At 42.1% G+C, this 16434-nt stretch carries 19 protein-coding genes; 7 read left to right on the top strand and 12 right to left on the bottom strand.

The window, feature by feature from the left end; all coding sequences use genetic code 11:
- The first annotated feature begins 58 nt into the window (after positions 1 to 58).
- The 6 genes from Q8J82_RS05545 (at position 59) to feoB (ending at position 4305) form a co-directional block, all read left to right on the top strand.
- Complete coding sequence (locus Q8J82_RS05545) at positions 59 to 613, top strand: septation protein A (protein WP_304890071.1); 555 nt, start codon at positions 59 to 61, stop codon at positions 611 to 613.
- On the top strand, positions 613 to 915 hold the full coding sequence (locus Q8J82_RS05540) for a YciI family protein (protein ID WP_304908161.1): 303 nt from the start codon (positions 613 to 615) through the stop codon (positions 913 to 915). The genes Q8J82_RS05545 and Q8J82_RS05540 overlap by 1 nt, the downstream gene beginning before the upstream one ends.
- Before the next feature lie 31 nt (positions 916 to 946).
- On the top strand, positions 947 to 1207 hold the full coding sequence (locus Q8J82_RS05535) for a BolA family transcriptional regulator (protein WP_304908160.1): 261 nt from the start codon (positions 947 to 949) through the stop codon (positions 1205 to 1207).
- Positions 1208 to 1268: 61 nt separating this feature from the next.
- Positions 1269 to 2057, top strand: a complete 789-nt coding sequence (locus tag Q8J82_RS05530) for a peptidylprolyl isomerase (RefSeq protein WP_305327901.1) — start codon at positions 1269 to 1271, stop codon at positions 2055 to 2057.
- A 158-nt stretch (positions 2058 to 2215) separates the two neighbouring features.
- Entirely contained in the window at positions 2216 to 2452 is a 237-nt protein-coding gene (locus Q8J82_RS05525) for a FeoA family protein (protein ID WP_305327900.1), read from the top strand.
- A gap of 62 nt (positions 2453 to 2514) precedes the next feature.
- Positions 2515 to 4305: a ferrous iron transport protein B gene (gene feoB, locus Q8J82_RS05520; protein WP_304892058.1), complete on the top strand. Its 1791-nt coding sequence runs from the start codon at positions 2515 to 2517 to the stop codon at positions 4303 to 4305.
- Between the two features lie 69 nt (positions 4306 to 4374).
- Here feoB and Q8J82_RS05515 read toward each other — a convergent pair whose 3' ends face one another.
- From Q8J82_RS05515 to sucC, 5 genes are read right to left on the bottom strand one after another with little or no spacing between them, the layout of a single operon-like run.
- On the bottom strand, positions 4375 to 4713 hold the full coding sequence (locus Q8J82_RS05515) for a P-II family nitrogen regulator (RefSeq protein ID WP_304892059.1): 339 nt from the start codon (positions 4711 to 4713) through the stop codon (positions 4375 to 4377).
- Between the two features lie 30 nt (positions 4714 to 4743).
- Positions 4744 to 6357: an NAD+ synthase gene (locus Q8J82_RS05510; protein ID WP_305327899.1), complete on the bottom strand. Its 1614-nt coding sequence runs from the start codon at positions 6355 to 6357 to the stop codon at positions 4744 to 4746.
- Positions 6358 to 6403: 46 nt separating this feature from the next.
- A complete protein-coding gene (locus Q8J82_RS05505) occupies positions 6404 to 7390 on the bottom strand; it encodes an ankyrin repeat domain-containing protein (RefSeq protein WP_305327898.1) in 987 nt (328 codons plus the stop codon).
- 45 nt (positions 7391 to 7435) lie between these two features.
- Positions 7436 to 8314 carry a succinate--CoA ligase subunit alpha gene (sucD, locus tag Q8J82_RS05500; protein ID WP_304890253.1) on the bottom strand — a complete coding sequence of 293 codons (879 nt, stop codon included), beginning with the start codon at positions 8312 to 8314 and terminating at the stop codon, positions 7436 to 7438.
- Positions 8311 to 9474 (bottom strand): ADP-forming succinate--CoA ligase subunit beta, encoded by a 1164-nt coding sequence (gene sucC, locus Q8J82_RS05495; RefSeq protein WP_304890254.1) that lies wholly within the window; start codon positions 9472 to 9474, stop codon positions 8311 to 8313. The genes sucD and sucC overlap by 4 nt, the downstream gene beginning before the upstream one ends.
- Before the next feature lie 146 nt (positions 9475 to 9620).
- Here sucC and serB point away from each other — a divergent pair, with 146 nt between their 5' ends.
- Positions 9621 to 10460: a phosphoserine phosphatase SerB gene (gene serB, locus Q8J82_RS05490; protein WP_304890255.1), complete on the top strand. Its 840-nt coding sequence runs from the start codon at positions 9621 to 9623 to the stop codon at positions 10458 to 10460.
- Between the two features lie 14 nt (positions 10461 to 10474).
- Here the strand turns inward: serB and Q8J82_RS05485 are convergent, their stop codons facing one another.
- The 7 genes from Q8J82_RS05485 to Q8J82_RS05455 all read right to left on the bottom strand — a co-directional run bounded on the left by Q8J82_RS05485 (position 10475) and on the right by Q8J82_RS05455 (position 16419).
- Positions 10475 to 11290, bottom strand: a complete 816-nt coding sequence (locus Q8J82_RS05485; RefSeq protein ID WP_304890257.1) for a ferritin-like domain-containing protein — start codon at positions 11288 to 11290, stop codon at positions 10475 to 10477.
- A gap of 39 nt (positions 11291 to 11329) precedes the next feature.
- Positions 11330 to 12214 (bottom strand): SMP-30/gluconolactonase/LRE family protein, encoded by an 885-nt coding sequence (locus Q8J82_RS05480; protein ID WP_304890258.1) that lies wholly within the window; start codon positions 12212 to 12214, stop codon positions 11330 to 11332.
- Positions 12215 to 12261: 47 nt separating this feature from the next.
- On the bottom strand, positions 12262 to 12831 hold the full coding sequence (locus Q8J82_RS05475; RefSeq protein WP_304909191.1) for a hypothetical protein: 570 nt from the start codon (positions 12829 to 12831) through the stop codon (positions 12262 to 12264).
- Between the two features lie 39 nt (positions 12832 to 12870).
- The gene (locus tag Q8J82_RS05470) at positions 12871 to 14118 is read right to left on the bottom strand and encodes a sorbosone dehydrogenase family protein (protein WP_304891868.1); all 1248 of its coding nucleotides are present in this window, start codon (positions 14116 to 14118) and stop codon (positions 12871 to 12873) included.
- 32 nt (positions 14119 to 14150) lie between these two features.
- On the bottom strand, positions 14151 to 15425 hold the full coding sequence (locus Q8J82_RS05465; RefSeq protein WP_305327897.1) for an NAD(P)/FAD-dependent oxidoreductase: 1275 nt from the start codon (positions 15423 to 15425) through the stop codon (positions 14151 to 14153).
- Positions 15418 to 15834: a class I cytochrome c gene (locus tag Q8J82_RS05460; protein WP_305327117.1), complete on the bottom strand. Its 417-nt coding sequence runs from the start codon at positions 15832 to 15834 to the stop codon at positions 15418 to 15420. The genes Q8J82_RS05465 and Q8J82_RS05460 overlap by 8 nt, the downstream gene beginning before the upstream one ends.
- Before the next feature lie 87 nt (positions 15835 to 15921).
- Positions 15922 to 16419, bottom strand: a complete 498-nt coding sequence (locus Q8J82_RS05455) for an ankyrin repeat domain-containing protein (RefSeq protein WP_304909193.1) — start codon at positions 16417 to 16419, stop codon at positions 15922 to 15924.
- Between the last annotated feature and the right edge of the window lie 15 nt (positions 16420 to 16434).

Genomic DNA, 16434 nt, shown 5'->3' with positions numbered 1-16434 from the left:
TGTTAATGTGTGAATTATTTTAAGCAACCCCTTCTTTGAAAGCGACTAGTCCCAAGCCATGAATAAGTTTTTATTCGATTTATTTCCTGTTATTTTGTTTTTTATCGCATTCAAGTTTTTCGATATTTACACTGCAACTGCCGTTGCCATTATTGCGACCATCGCACAAATTATTTACAGCAAGATTCGTCATGGCAAAATTGAAAAAATGCTGATTATCAGTGGCGTCCTGATCACCGTATTTGGCGGTGCCACCTTGCTTCTTCATGATCCAAAATTTATTCTATGGAAACCCACCATTTTATATTGGCTGTTTTCGTTAAGCTTAGTAGGCGCGCAGCTAATCTTCAAAAAAAACCTTATCCGCAATATGATGGAAAAACAAATTAGCTTACCCGATACCATTTGGTCAAACTTAAATCTAGCTTGGGCGGCCTTGTTTTTAGCACTTGGTTTTTTAAATCTCTACGTGGCCTTTAATTACTCAGAAAATACTTGGGTGAACTTCAAACTATTTGGCATTACTGGCATCATGTTTGTTTTTATTATTCTGCAAACATTATTGCTTAGCAAATACTTGCCTAAGGAAGATTCTAATGGGGATGCTGAGTAATGTGGTACGCGATCATGGCAGAGGATGCTCCTGATAGCTTAGACAAGCGTTTGGCTGCTAGACCTGAACATTTAAAGCGTCTGCAAAACTTGCAGGATGCCGGACGCCTGCTACTTGCAGGTCCGTTTCCTGCCATTGACAGCACAGACCCTGGCCCTGCTGGATTTACAGGTAGTTTAATAGTGGCCGAATTCGCTAGCTTAGCTGAAGCAAAAGAATGGGCAAATAATGATCCATTTGTCATCTTAAATGTGTATAAGCACGTTACAGTGAAACCTTTTAGAAAAACACTACCAAATTAAGATTTTTATTCCCTGCTTAATACATCATCCCATGACCCTAGTTGAAGAAATTACCAGCAGATTGCAAACTTTAGCACCTCAAGCACTTGAGATAAATGACGAAAGCGCCATGCATGCCGGACATTCAGGTAATACTGGCGGTGGTCATTTCAAACTCAAAATAACAAGCTCGCATTTTTTTAAAAAATCACCGATAATGCGACATCGCATTATTTATCAATTACTTGCCGACCTTATTCCTACTAAGATTCATGCTTTGAGCATTAACGCTCTTGCGCCAGATGAACTTTAAACAACCCAAATAAAACAAACTTTTTAATCAATCACCCATTCTTAACCATGAGGATTTTTGCATGAAATTCACCCAAACCATAATCGCTTTAGCCATTCTGTCATTAGCACCGTCTGCCTTCGCGGGCGACACCGTAGCGACAGTCAACGGCAAACCAATCAAGCAATCTGTATATGACTACATTGCTAAAGATGCTACTGCGCGCGGTCAAAAAGTTGACGATCAAGTCAAAGGTGCAATCACTAATAAACTGATCGACTCTGAAATTGTGTACCAGGAAGCCCAAAAACTTGGTTTAGATAAACAGCCAGATTATATTGCACGTGAAGAACTTTCACGCCGCGAATTATTAACTTCTGCTTATTTACAAGATTTCGTGAAGAAAAACCCTATTTCAGATGCTGATTCAAAAGCCGCTTACGAAGAGTACAAAAAAGCATATGGTGATAAAGAGTATAGTGCCCGTCATATTTTAGTAAAAACAGAAACTGAAGCCCAAGAAATCATTGCTAAACTTGGTAAAGGTGGCGATTTTGCAAAAATCGCTAAAGAAAAATCATTGGATCCTGGCTCTAAAGAAAAAGGTGGTGATTTAGGCTGGTTTTCTCCTGCTACCATGGTAAAACCATTCAGCGATGCGGTTGCAACCCTAAAAAAAGGCGGGATTACAAGCGCACCGATACAAACTCAGTTTGGCTGGCATGTGATTAAACTTGTCGATACTCGTGCTTCACAGCCGCTTGCTTACGATAAAGTAAAAGAAGGTTTACAAAAAAACCTTCAACAGCGTAACCTAGAAAAAATGATGACTGAGTTACGTGCTAAAGCTAAAGTAGATGTTGCGAAATAATCTCTTTAAATAAATTAGCAATAGAAATAGGCGCTTCCATGCGCCTTTTTCTATTGTAATAACTGAACACTATTTTCATCTTGAAGAACGCACATCATATTAAATTTATGCGATAATAAGAATTATTATCATTCATGATTTAATTTGTAAGTGACTACATGCAACTTTTATCTCAACTAAAAATAGGTCAGCCAGCTACAATTTCTGCAATTGAGGCTGAAGAGCTTTTATTTCACCGTCTGTCCGCGCTTGGTTTTCGAATAGGTAAGCCGCTCAGTATTATTCGCCGAGCCAACTTTAATGGTCCGCTACAGGTGCGTTTAGGCACAACTGATGTGATTTTACGTGACACTGAGGCCGCGCATATTCGAATAAACACCCATCCAATCAACTAACTCCTGATTAAGTTAAACTTAGCCATACTAACCCACTCCACTAGCGCCTAAAATAACAGCTTATGAAACGTATCGCATTATTAGGCATGCCAAATACTGGCAAATCCACATTATTCAACCGCATCAGCGGTGCATCAGCCAGGGTAGGTAACTGGCCGGGCATTACCGTAGATTTAATGAGTGCAAAGATTCTTATTGGCGGGCATATTGCAGAACTCATTGACTTACCCGGTATTTATGATATTCACGGGTTTTCTGAAGACGAGCAGGTTGTGCGGCACTTCCTGTCAAACAACGCTGTCGATTTAGTGATTGTATTATTAAATAGCTCACAAATTGACCGCCAGCTTTCTTTAGTCTTACAAATTAAAAAGTTGAAAATTCCTGCGGTGCTTGCCTTGAATATGGCCGATGAAGCGCGGCAATCGGGCATTACCATTGATGCCGATAATTTAGCTAAAGAATTAGAAATGCCAGTACTGCAAATCAGCGCTAAATATGGCGATGGCTTGCCAAAAGCATTACAAGCAGCAACACAAATCATCAATCAAAATCAACCAGCTACTGATCCACAAGTGATTGCTCAATTTTTGCAGGAAGATAATCAAATTGAACATGAGATGGAAGATTTGATTCAGCATCATGTGCAAATGCCAACCACTTTCACAGACAACACCACCGATAAAATCGATAGAGTTTTGCTGCATAAATGGTTTGGTTTACCTATATTTTTTGCCGCGATGTTTGTGTTATTTCAATTTATTTTCACGGTTGGAAAACCACTGCAGGACGGTTTGGCTTGGGCCTTAAGTGTACTCAGATCAGGCTTATTAGAACCTATTTTTGCATCTAGCCCCGCATGGCTTAGTGGTCTGATGCTGGATGGAATTTATAATGGTGTAGCTACAGTAGCCGCATTTGTGCCTATCATCGTATTGTTCTTCTTAGTGATGTCCATGGTTGAAGATAGTGGTTATTTGTCACGTGCAGCTTTTCTCATGGATGCGCTGATGGCTAAAATGGGCTTAGATGGCCGCGGGTTTGTTATGATGCTCATGGGCTTTGGCTGTAACGTACCAGCACTGATGGGCACACGCATCATGCGTTCTCGTCCTATGCGCTTACTAACGATGCTGGTAATTCCATTGTCATTATGCTCGGCCAGGTTGCAAGTGTTTATATTTATGATTACTGCGCTATTTGCCGCCAAGCATGCGCCATTAGTTTTATTTTCCCTCTATGTCATGAGCTTTTTAACGATGTTTTTAACGGCGGTGCTATTTCAAGGCCAATATAAAAATGCTGAGCCTTTTATTTTAGAATTGCCCCCTTACCGTTTTCCGACATTGCGTCAAATTGTATTGCGTGGCTGGCATGAGGTAAAACACTTTCTTGTTCGTGCCAGTAAATTCATTGTCATTGGCGTAGTGCTGGTTTGGGCATTAACCAACTTTCCGAGCAATGTTCCGCCTGCAAGTGCAGGTACTTATGCAGGCCAAATCGGTGCTTTATTTGCCCCTTTTCTAGACCCTATTGGCATCAATAGTCAACTGGCTATCGCTTTGATATTTGGCTTTGTCGCTAAAGAAATTGTAGTGGGTGCACTCGCAGTAATTTACGGTATGCAGGGCGATGCTCTGATGTCACAAATTGCTATGCAAATTGACTGGGTTCAAGCCATGAGTTTTATGTTATTTACACTAATCTACACACCATGCTTATCAACTATTGCCACCATCAGGAGCGAATCAAAAAGTAGCGGATTTATGTGGCTATCTATTGCTTGGTCACTAGGATTAGCTTGGGTTGTGAGTTTTATGTTTTACCAAGGTGCACGTTGGCTTGGTTATTGATAGAGAGGGTGCCTTAGCCGTAATTAAGACTGCTAAAACAAGATGATAGACATCCTCCGTATGATGTAACTACACCGCAGATTCGCCAGTTTCACCAGTTCTAATTCGTATCACTTGCTCTACTGAAGTCACAAAAATCTTACCATCACCAATCTTACCTGTGTGTGCGGCCTTAATAATAGCATCCACAGCAGAATCAACGATGCCATCAGCTACCACAAGCTCTAATTTGATTTTAGGTAAAAAATCAACCACATATTCAGCACCGCGATAAAGCTCAGTATGGCCTTTTTGGCGACCAAAACCCTTAACTTCCGTCACTGTTAAGCCATTAACGCCGATACTTGATAGTGATTCACGTACTTCATCTAACTTAAATGGTTTAATGACTGCTTCAATTTTTTTCATACTAGCCTAGCTCCAAAATAGTTTTTATAATTAGTTTAAGTGTATATCAAAATCCAGTTTGACTGTAATCGGGTGGCGTCTATCTTTACCAAAACCCTTATGGGTAATGCGTACGCCAACGGGTGACTGTCGCCGTTTATATTCATTTCTGTCAATTAAGGTAATAACACGGTTTACATCTGTTACCGCGTAGCCCATCTCAACAATATCTTTGCTACTTAAATCATCTTCCACATAAGCTTCAATAATACCATCCAGCACATCATAAGGCGGCAGACTGTCTTGATCCACCTGATTGGCGCGAAGCTCGGCTGATGGCGGGCGCGTAATAATGCGTTGCGGAATAGCTTTTGATAAGCTGTTTCGATAATGGCATAACTTATATACCAAAGTTTTCGGTACGTCTTTCAGTAAAGCAAAACCACCCGCCATATCACCATATAGCGTGCAGTATCCGACAGCCATTTCACTCTTATTACCTGTAGTAACGACAATACTGCCAAATTTATTTGATAGTGCCATCAGCAACGTACCGCGAATACGCGCTTGTAAATTTTCTTCAGTAGTATCAAAAGGCATGCCTGCAAACTCATTAGAAAGCGCACTTCTAAAACTCTCAAAAAGAGTGCTGATAGGAATCAAGCTGTATCTTACACCTAGCAAATTCGCCATTTCAATCGCGTCATCTACACTCATATTGGCAGTAAATTCCGACGACATCAGCACAGCATGTACATTTTCTGCGCCAAGCGCATCAACAGCAATTGCAAGCGTCAAGGCAGAGTCAACACCGCCCGACAAGCCCAACACAACTCCAGGAAAGCGGTTTTTATGCACGTAATCCTGCAAGCCTAGCTTTAAAGCATGATAAACCGAGGCTTCAATACTTAAATGCGGCGCAATAGTCGTGTGTTTTGGATGTACTCCAGTGAACTCAACTATTTCCAAAGCAGATTCAAATGCAGGTAACTGATGCGTCAGTTTGCCGCCTGCGTTCAGCACAAATGATCCGCCATCAAACACCAACTCATCTTGCCCGCCGACCATATTGGTGTAAATAATAGGCAGTTGCGTTTCAAATACACGCTGACGCAATATATCCAAACGGGTCGATTGTTTTTCCATATGAAAAGGCGAAGCATTTAATGCAACAAGCATCTGGGCACCAGCCTCTTTAGCCAATAAAGCGGGCTTAGGTTCCCACACGTCTGCACATATAAGCACCCCTAATTTAATGCCACAATGCATGAATACTAAGGCTTTACTACCTGGTGTAAAGTAGCGTTTCTCATCAAATACACTGTAATTTGGCAAAGCGTGCTTATGATAGGTTGCAAAAACTTTACCATCTTGCAACACTGATGCCGCATTAAAGCATTTATCGTCCAGCCGCTGCGGATGTCCTACAATGACTGTAATGCCTGATAAGGCAGCGCTTAGTTTATTTAATGCAATATCGCACGCTTGTAAAAAATCTGCGCGTAACAACAGGTCTTCTGGCGGGTATCCACATAGTGAAAGCTCAGGAGTAACAAGCAGGGTTGCACCTTGCGCTTTTGCTTGTTTAGCATTGTCAATTATTTTAGCTACGTTGCCTGCAATATCACCCACCATGCAGTTCATTTGCGCAATTGCGATTTTCATGGATTCAGGGTTATTCTTTAAAAAAATGATGTCAAGAATGGGCTGACTAATAACTACCGCCAGCGTCTTTAATCAATTTAACAATTTCTGTGTGCTGGCCTTTTAGTGCATAGACCAAAGCAGTTAAACCATATTTGTCTTTAGCTTTTATTTTAGCGTTATTATCGAGCAACAACTGAACCATGTCAGTCTTCCCGTTATTGACGGCAATATGCAGCAATGGTGTACCTTCATCATCCAAGCTATTCACATCGGCTCCTGCTAAGACCAGTGCTTTTGCAGCCTCATATTGGGATTTTTTCACGGCCCAGGTGAGCGCAGTCCATTTCGCATTATCTTTTTGATTTACTAGGTCCTTTTGATTTACGAGGTCTTTCTGGTTAACGCTTGTAACATATTTTGACAACAACTCCACCGCTGCAACATGCCCTTGTCGCGCCGCAATCATTAGCGCTGTTAACCCCAATTTATCTTGCGACTGGATATCCGCTTTATTATCCAGCAACGTTGTTATTGTAGGAATATCACCACTTTTGGCCGCGTGCATCAACACCGTTCTACCATCATCACTTTTAGTGTTTACATCCACACCATGTTTCAGCAAAAGCGCAACGGTCCTTGAATAACCTGCTACAGCGGCTATGCCAAACGCACTCCAGCCATAAGGGTCGCGCACTTTGGTATCTGCACCATTTTTCAACAACACTTCAACTGTTGCAATGTGGTCTTTTTTTGCGGCATACATGAGTGGCGTCCATCCGCCCTTATCCTTAGCGTTTACATCCGCTCCCTTGCTTATCAGCCTGGCGGCTACTTCAGCTTGATCCTTACGTGCGGCATACATCAAAGCTGTCACGCCATCAACATCTTTTGTATTAGCACTTGCACCGCTTGCCAGCATGGCGTTAACTGTGGCCACATCGCCTTTAGATGCTGCAGTAAGTAAGTAGGAAAGGTCTTCTGCTACTGCAGGAAATGCCACAGAGAACATGATGAATAACGTAACTAAAAAACTTTTGAATAGAATATACATATGATCTTTAAAGAATTGATTTCCTATAATTCAATTAACGGCGCATTACTTTTTATTACTAATGGCGGCAAGCACAGCCTCACCCAGCCCCGCAGGTGAACTAGCAACAACCGCACCAGCCAATTCAAGCGCACGTATTTTATCTACAGCCTTACCGCTACCGCCTGAAATAATGGCGCCTGCATGTCCCATACGCTTACCAGCAGGCGCTGTTTGCCCGGCAATATAGGCTGCAACGGGTTTTGTGACATTACTCTTAATAAATTCAGCAGCCGCTTCTTCGTCTGAACCGCCAATTTCACCCACCATAATAATAGCTTCTGTTTCGCTATCAGCTTCAAACATTTGTAAGCACTCAATAAAATTAAGCCCCTTAATCGGGTCACCGCCAATGCCCACGCATGTGCTTTGCCCTAACTTTAGCGCAGTGGTTTGATGCACAGCTTCGTAAGTCAGCGTTCCAGAGCGTGAAACAATACCAACTTTGCCACGTAAGTGAATGCTACCTGGCATAATGCCAATCTTACATTCATCTGGTGTGATGACGCCTGGGCAATTTGGCCCAATCAATTTAGTGCCATTTGCCTTTAGTGCAGCTTTTACATTGAGCATATCTAATACTGGTATACCTTCAGTAATACAGATAATCAGGTCTATACCAGCATCACAAGCTTCTAAAATCGAATCTGCCGCAAACGCAGGCGGTACGTAAATCACGCTGGCATTAGCTCCTGTTTCGCGCACGGCATCTCGCATAGTATTAAACACTGGCAAACCTAAATGCACCAAGCTACCTTTGCCTGGAGTCACGCCGCCAACCATTTTTGTGCCGTATGCAAGCGCCTGTTCCGAGTGAAATGTGCCTTGCTTGCCAGTAAAGCCCTGACAAAGCACTTTGGTGTTTTTATTGACTAATATACTCATACTGCTACCGCCTTCACAGCTTGCACAGCAGCATCTGTTAAGTCATTCGCTGAAATAATATTCAATCCGCTTGTTTGTAACATTTGTTTACCCAGATCCACATTGGTACCTTCTAAACGCACGATGACCGGAATTTGCATACCGACATCTTTTACCGCAGTAATGATACCTTCTGCAATGATGTCACAACGCATAATTCCGCCGAAGATATTCACTAAAATAGCTTTGACGTTATTATCGGCCAGAATGATTTTGAATGCTTTAGTCACAGTTTCAGCTGTCGCACCGCCGCCTACATCTAAAAAGTTAGCGGGTGTACCACCATGTAGTTTGATTAAATCCATCGTTGCCATGGCAAGCCCGGCACCATTCACCATACAACCAATATTGCCGTTAAGCGCAATGTAATTTAGCCCTGCATGGTGCGCAATAGCTTCTTTACTATCCTCTTGCGACCAATCACGTTGCTCTGCCAAAGATTTTTGGCGATATAACGCATTGTCATCAATACTCATTTTGCAGTCGAGCGCGAACAATTTGCCATCTGTCGTCACCACTAGCGGGTTAATTTCCAGTAGAGCCAAATCATTTTCTTTGAATAAGCGATACAAACCTTTAAGTATCTTAGTAAACGCGCTGATTTGGTCGCCTGCTAAATCCAGTTTAAAAGCTAAATTACGCGCCTGAAAATCCACCAAACCATTCAATGGGTCGCAGATTTCCTCCAGGATTTTTTCCGGACTTGTTTGTGCGATTTCTTCAATATCCATTCCACCTGCACTTGAAGCTATCACCACTACCCGCTCAAGCGTTCTATCAACTAACATAGACAAATAAAGCTCACGCGCAATGGGTAATGTTTCTTCTATCAACACCTGATTGACAGGCTGCCCATCTGGCGCATTTTGATAAGTCACCAGTGTTTTTCCTAACAACTCACTCGCTACTATTTGCGCCTCTTTAGCCGACTTAACAACTTTAACGCCACCTGCCTTACCACGCCCTCCAGCATGAACCTGGGCTTTGACAACCCAGCCATCACTGGCGATTTCTGTAGTAACGGCGACAGTCTCTTTAGCAACAGCAATTACTTGCCCCCGTGGCACTGGAATGCCGTATTTTTGCAGTAAAGTTTTAGCCTGATATTCATGCAAATTCATAAAATAATATTCATATTAAAAGTAATGCACATTTTCGCCCAATTCAGCTAAATGCGCCAGTCTAGATGCTTGATATTCTATGGCTTTTACTCAAACACGGAATACGCAAAGTGTATAATTGCATTTTTAACAAAATTTCAAAACTTATGCGTCTAGTTATTCAAGGTTCGACTATTTCTTATTCACATTTAGCGCATATTCACCAGCTATGTGCTACCAGTGTGCAATTTGTACAAATCGCTCAACACGCTTATTACCTGGCAAACCAAGCCACCCCGCTTGCATCAGTACAACTGTTTTGTACCGAACAAAAGATTGATTGTGCCTATGTACAAGACAAACACATAGTAAAAAATTATGGGCTTTGTGTAATGGATATGGACTCAACGCTCATCAGCATAGAATGTATTGATGAAATTGCTGACATAGTTGGTATAAAGCCGCAAATTGCTGCAATCACTGAGCGCGCGATGCTTGGCGAGTTAGACTTTGCGCAAAGCCTGCGTGAACGTGTGGCTTTGCTCAAGGGCTTAAAAGAATCTGATTTGATGCGTGTGCTGAATGAGCGGCTATCGCTCAACCCAGGTGCAACAGAGTGGATAGCTGCCTGTAAAGCTAACAACATTGCGACTTTGCTAGTTTCTGGTGGATTTACATTTTTTGCAGATCGCGTAAAAGCAATGCTAAACTTAGATTATGCAGTTTCAAATACTCTAGAAATTATTGGCGGAAAACTAACTGGCAAGGTGTTAGGCGATATTGTGGACGCACAAACCAAGGCTGATGAATTAATTAAATTACGTGAAAAATTGGGATTAACCTCAGCACAAACCATTGCCATTGGCGATGGGGCAAATGACCTAAAAATGATGGCAGCCGCAGGCATTGGTATTGCTTATCATGCAAAACCAATCGTGCAGGCACAGGCGACTTATGCGCTTAATTTTGTTGGATTAAATGGCGTGACTGGGTTACTTACGACCTAAGACAAGTTGGCCTATTAACTTTCAGTTAAATAGGCTAGTTCGAGCTCACTAAACCCAGCCTGCCGCCTGGCACCTAGATTAAACGGCGGCCGTAGCTTAGGCGCAGCATACTCATTGCATAATTGCTGAAATGTGCCCAAAGACTCCAAGCCGCTTTCTTTGCATAGCCAGTTAAACCAATGATTACCAATCGCTACATGCCCGATCTCATCGCGCAATATAATATCCAGAATTTCTGCTGCAGCCATATCCCCCGCTTGTGCGAGCTTTGCTCTTAGCTGCGGTGAGGCATCTAAGCCACGTGCTTCCATAGTGCGTGGCACCAAGGCAATACGTGCCAGCACACTATTTTTTGTTTTTTCTGCCATTTCCCACAAACTATTATGCGCATCAAAATCACCGTAACTAAAACCTAAATGCTGTAAATGCGCATTAAGCAAACCAAAATGATAGGCTTCCTCATCAGCCACTTTTAGCCAGTCTATATAAAACTGTGCAGGCATATGATTAAAACGCCAAATAACATCTAACGCCAAGTTGATCGCATTAAATTCAATGTGCGCGAGCGCATGAATCAAAGCAGCACGGCCATCTGGTGTGTTCATTGCTCGGTGTTTAAGTAGTCTGGGGGCAATAAGTTGAGGTTTTTCAGGACGCCCTGGAATAGGCATTTGGTCAACAATAATTTTGTTAACTTCTAAAGCAATCCTGCCTTCATGCCAGTCGCTGGCAAGCTGACGCACAGCATTTGCTTTTACAATGGCTTCAGATTCGGCCAAGCAAGCTAATGCTGCTTGGCGAAGCTCTAATGATGCGAATTCAGAAACCATTTAGGAAAAGTTACAACCATTTGATAGTTACATGAAAAACTACTGAACTGGAACGAAATCCAGTTCACCTGCTTTCATGTCCGGCACCATGATATATTTTTCATTTTTAGTGATCGCTATATCAGCGGCTGATTGATAACCACTTTTCAACACTGCAACATCGCCTTTGGTATTTACACTAAAAACTTTACCATTTTTCCAGTCACTCACATACATAGTGCCGTTAGAGTGATGCACTACACCATCACCACCGCCAAAACCTTCTGCAATATCAGTTAATTTATTAGTTTGTGTATTCAGGCTATACAACACACCAGATGCGAAATCCAATATGATTAAAACATGACCTGTGTTATCTGCTAATAAGCCATTGGGAGCTTTAATACGAGCATCTTGCGTGTCATTAATCAGCAGTTGCACCTTGCCCTGTGAGTTAATTTTGTACACTGCCCCACCTTTATTGGTATTAAATAAATCGCCACTATCACTCACATACAAATTACCTTGCGGATCAGCCTCTAAATCATTCAGAAATAATGGTGTGACAGGAAATTCACTTGCAGGCACAAACACCTTTACATTGCCATTCACATCAATTTTCAATATTTTGGTTTTATCTGCTACGTACAGGGTTTGACCGATGATAGCCAAACCTTTAGGGTCATCTAAGCCCGTTGCAAATACACGCTGCTTGCCGTCTTCAATTACAGTAATTTGCCCATCACCATCTTTACCAAACTCATTAATTTCAGATACGTAAATTTTTCCATTATTTGCCTGCACTACAGACTCCGGGGTTTTTAAACCCGTGATTTTTTGCATATCGCCTTGATTAGTTTTAACTTCGGTTGCACAACCAGCTCCTAACAGGGCCAACATTAACGCACTTGCTAATAATTTTTTATCTAAAAAGTTTTTTTGCATGATTATTCCTATTGATTTCTAATTTTTCAAAATGCCATAAACGACTATTAATAAAAATTGATTTTGGGTTGTTCTTGCGCGCCAATCAAACCACATGGCAACTTATTTTCAGCCTTTACATTTTCAGGCAATGGTTTAACTTCTAGTTTAGCCGTTAAATCTTGCATCGCTAATGTATACACCTTATTAATGTGATAGTTAGTGCCGTTATCAACGCTAATGAAGCCTTGCTGTTGCGCTTGACCGACATAGGTACCCATAACACTGCCTCCGCCTGAGTATACAGTGGCTACAATTTTACTGTGATACACACGCATCTGCGGGTTATAAAAAAGGTTTGGTTTTATGCGAATAATCGTATCAGCGGTTTCATTTGCAGTACAAATACTTACCTCACCATATTTTATATTTAATGCCTTTAATGCTATAGGCTCTACAATTGGCCCCTGCTCAAACCAATAGTCATAATAGGGGTGCAACAAACGTACGCTGTATTGATAATCATTCGGGCTAATATATAACAAAGTACCTGCTTTCGACTCAGCAGCACTTGCACTCGCCATCACATTTATAAGCACAATAAAAGTAATGGCAGTTTTTTGAATAACACTTTTCATAAACCGTCTCCTAATTATCATTCAGTAGCCAATTTACTGCTACTTTGCACCTGGCATGTAAGTAATGCGGTAAATCGCTCCAGCCTTATCATCAGACACATATAAAGCATGATCTGTTCCTACCATCACATCTACAGGCCTGCCCCATACGGCGCCATCTTGTAGCCAGCCCGTTGCAAAGTCTTTAACTTCAACTGGCTGATTGTTTTTAAACTTAATACGTACCAGTTTATATCCATAGGGCTGCTTGCGATTCCACGAGCCATGCATTGCCACAATTGCATCCTGTTTGTAGTCCGCAGACCAATTTGTTTTCTCTAAAAAAGTAATGCCTATCGGCGTTGCGTGCGCCTTAAACGTAATCGCAGGGGCTTGAGTAGTTTTGCAAAACCCAGGTTCGGCTGTAAAGTTAGGATCTTCAACCTGAGCTTTCAAATTATTTGGATCGCCCCAGCAATATGGCCATCCGTAATGTTTAGCTGCTTCAATCTTATTAAGATGTTCTGGCGGCAGTTCATCATTTACAGCTCCGTTTTTTGTATCAGAGCGCATATCAGCACCGTTATTAGTGGCAAACATATCGCCTGTTTTTGGGTGCCAGGCAAAGCCTTGCGAATTGCGTAATCCGCGCGCCCATACCGCCGACTGTTGGTGACGTCCTAATGTGACTAGCGCACCTGCTGGTTTACCATCAAGTGTGTAACGCAAGATGGTTGCACGCCTCGGGTCACTTTCAACGCAAACATTACAACTGGAACCAATATTTAAATATAAATACCCATCAGGCCCAAGCTTAATGTTTTTAAGGGTATGCCCACCTGAGGGCAAGTCACTGATAAAAGGTTTAGCATTAGCTGACCATCCGCCATTTGAAATATTATCAGCATCTTTTTCTAACTTTACGACACCATCCTGATTTGCAATCAAAAGTACATCGCCAACAAAAGCCAAACCTTGCGGTGCATTCAGGTTACCAGCTACTAAAACAACCTCATCAGCAACACCGTCTTTATTGCTATCTGGCAACATGACCACCCTGTCACCCTCGGCCGAAGAAACGTAAAGATTGCCACTAGCGTCAAATGCCATAAATCTTGCACCAGCTAAATAATTACCCTGCTTGGTTTTAGAATCAGCATATATTGATATCTTAAAGCCAGCAGGTAATTTAATCCCAGACAAGTCAGGTTTAGCGTTGGCTGTTTGAATGTTAAAAATAGCTAAAGAAACAAGTAATGTAAAAATAGTGAAGCGTAATAATTTCTGCATTTTATTTTCTAAAACCATTTTAATTCCTAAAACGTAAGTTCATTTAAAACTTAAGTAAGGGTATCCGCCCAAATATTCTGCGCCCATGCAGCGGCATATTCACCCTCTTTTTCACTTGGGCTCATTGATACACCGCCGCCCTCAGCCGATACCATGATTTTTTTACCTTCATCGTAGCGGTACACATTCGCCACGTGCATGGCTGATTTAGCAGTCACATAACTATAGCAAGTGTTGGCAAATACTGGTGCAGGGTCTGGCGCTTGGCCTGCCATCAGTTGCACAATGGCGTTGGCGCAAACTTTGGCCTGGTTGCTTGCCATGTGAGCAGACTTTGGTAAACCTGCCGCAACGCTATCACCTAGCACATGAACACTTGGTACTAACTTGGACTCATAGGTTAAGAAATTAACGTCACACCACGGGTAATCACTCTCTGTTAAATTCGCTATTTGTGCAATCTTCCCCGCACGCTGTGGCGGAATAACATTCAGCACCTCTGCTTTAATTTTATCAAAATCGGTTGTAATCGTTTTAGTAGCTACATCCACACCTGTAATCACGTTATCAGGACGGTAATCTACAATACCTGCGTATGTTTCATTGAAAACTTTAGCGAATAAGCCTTTTTTAGAAATAATTTCTGCGTTGGCATCAAGCACAATAATTTTGCTTTTCGGTTTATGTGCTTTGAAATAACTCGCCACTTGGCATACTCGTTCATACGGCCCTGGCGGGCAACGGTAAGGTGCTTTTGGTATGGTCATCACAAACACACCGCCATCTGGCATGGCTTCTAACTGCTTGCGTAAATTAACCGTTTGCCAGCCAGCCTTCCATGCATGCGGGATTTGGCTTTGCGCCTCTGCGCTGGCCAGCATTGGCAGTCCGTCATAAATAAAATCGACACCCGGTGCAACAACCAGCCTATCGTAGCTAAGCTCACCACGCAACATGGTTACTTTTTTTGCAGTGGAATCAATCGCTGTCACCGTGTCTTGCACCCATTTAATGCCATGATTTGCTTTAAGCGCATCGTAGCCGAAGGTCAAGTCATTGATACTTTTACTACCACCCAATACCAAGTTGCTTAATGGACATGATACGAACTGCTTATTTGGCTCTACTACAATGACTTCAATAGCTCCGAGGCTCCACATACGAAGATACTTGGCCGCAGTAGCACCCGCATAGCCACCACCTATCACCACCACGCGGCCCATAGGCGGCTTAGTCGCACGGGCAAAACTATTGTTGCCAATAAGCAATGCCCCGGCAGCACCTGCTGCCTTAATAAAGTCACGTCGATTAAGATGATCAGTCATGTTCGGCCTTTAATATTTCTGATTTGACGGGTGATTTAGTGACACGTTTTTGCTGTGAAAAATGCACGGCAAGCTGGTTGATTTCATCCACGTTCAACCCTCTAGCATGATGATGCATCACAGTCGCTTTGCGGCTACCATCTTTAAACCCAAGCATTTTATTGGTAAATTCGGCAGGGTCTATGCCAGCGAGAACAGCATTTGCGCTACTCGTATCTGTAGCGCTGTTGTTTCCAACACTGTTACCTAAAGTCCCGTGACACGCTGCACATGAAGCAGCCAAAGCACGTATATGTGTATTTTGCTCAGCTGAAAAAACAGAAACCTCAGTCGCATTACCAATCGTTGGTAAGCAGACTGAGGTTATAAGTAATACAGAAATAAACCAAAAAGTATGTAATTTTTTCATGGTGTTTTGAGTGTTGCTACGTTAAATTCAAAACACCATTCTAAATGGTTTTTAGTATATTTGCGTGACTCTAGTCACATAGAAAAATTAGTTAGATTCATCAAAACACTTAGCATCGTTACAGCCTTCTTCACTAACGCCTAACCCCTTTAAAAATTCAATCATACTGTTATTTTCAGCATCTCTGAACGGGCGAATCAGCGAAACATTTGCTTTAAGCTTAATATTTACATCAGCCCCGCTCTTCGCAAGCAAAGTGAGCATATCTCTAAAACCACCAAATGCTGCAAGATGAAATGCCGTGTTTTTTGATAAAGGGTGGGTATAATTCATATCTGCGCCTTTGCTTAACAAATATTTTGCCACCTCGATTTGGCCTTTATTTGCCGCCATTTGCAGTGGTGTCCAGGCAAATGACATCTCGTTTACGTTTTTAGGGTCAGCCTCAACATATTTTTTTACCATCTTCAAATTACCGCTTGTGATGGCCTCTACATACTCTAAAGACTCATCATCCGTAAGCGCCATTGCATTGATAGAAAAACTTAAAACGAGTGCAGCCAACAGTGTACTAATGAATTTCATCTTACTTTTCTCCAT

This window comes from Methylotenera sp. (genome assembly GCF_030684185.1).
In the GTDB taxonomy this organism is placed as follows: domain Bacteria; phylum Pseudomonadota; class Gammaproteobacteria; order Burkholderiales; family Methylophilaceae; genus Methylotenera.
The sequence above is the reverse complement of the archived record's forward strand: the minus strand, read 5'-3'. Positions and strand labels throughout refer to the sequence as shown.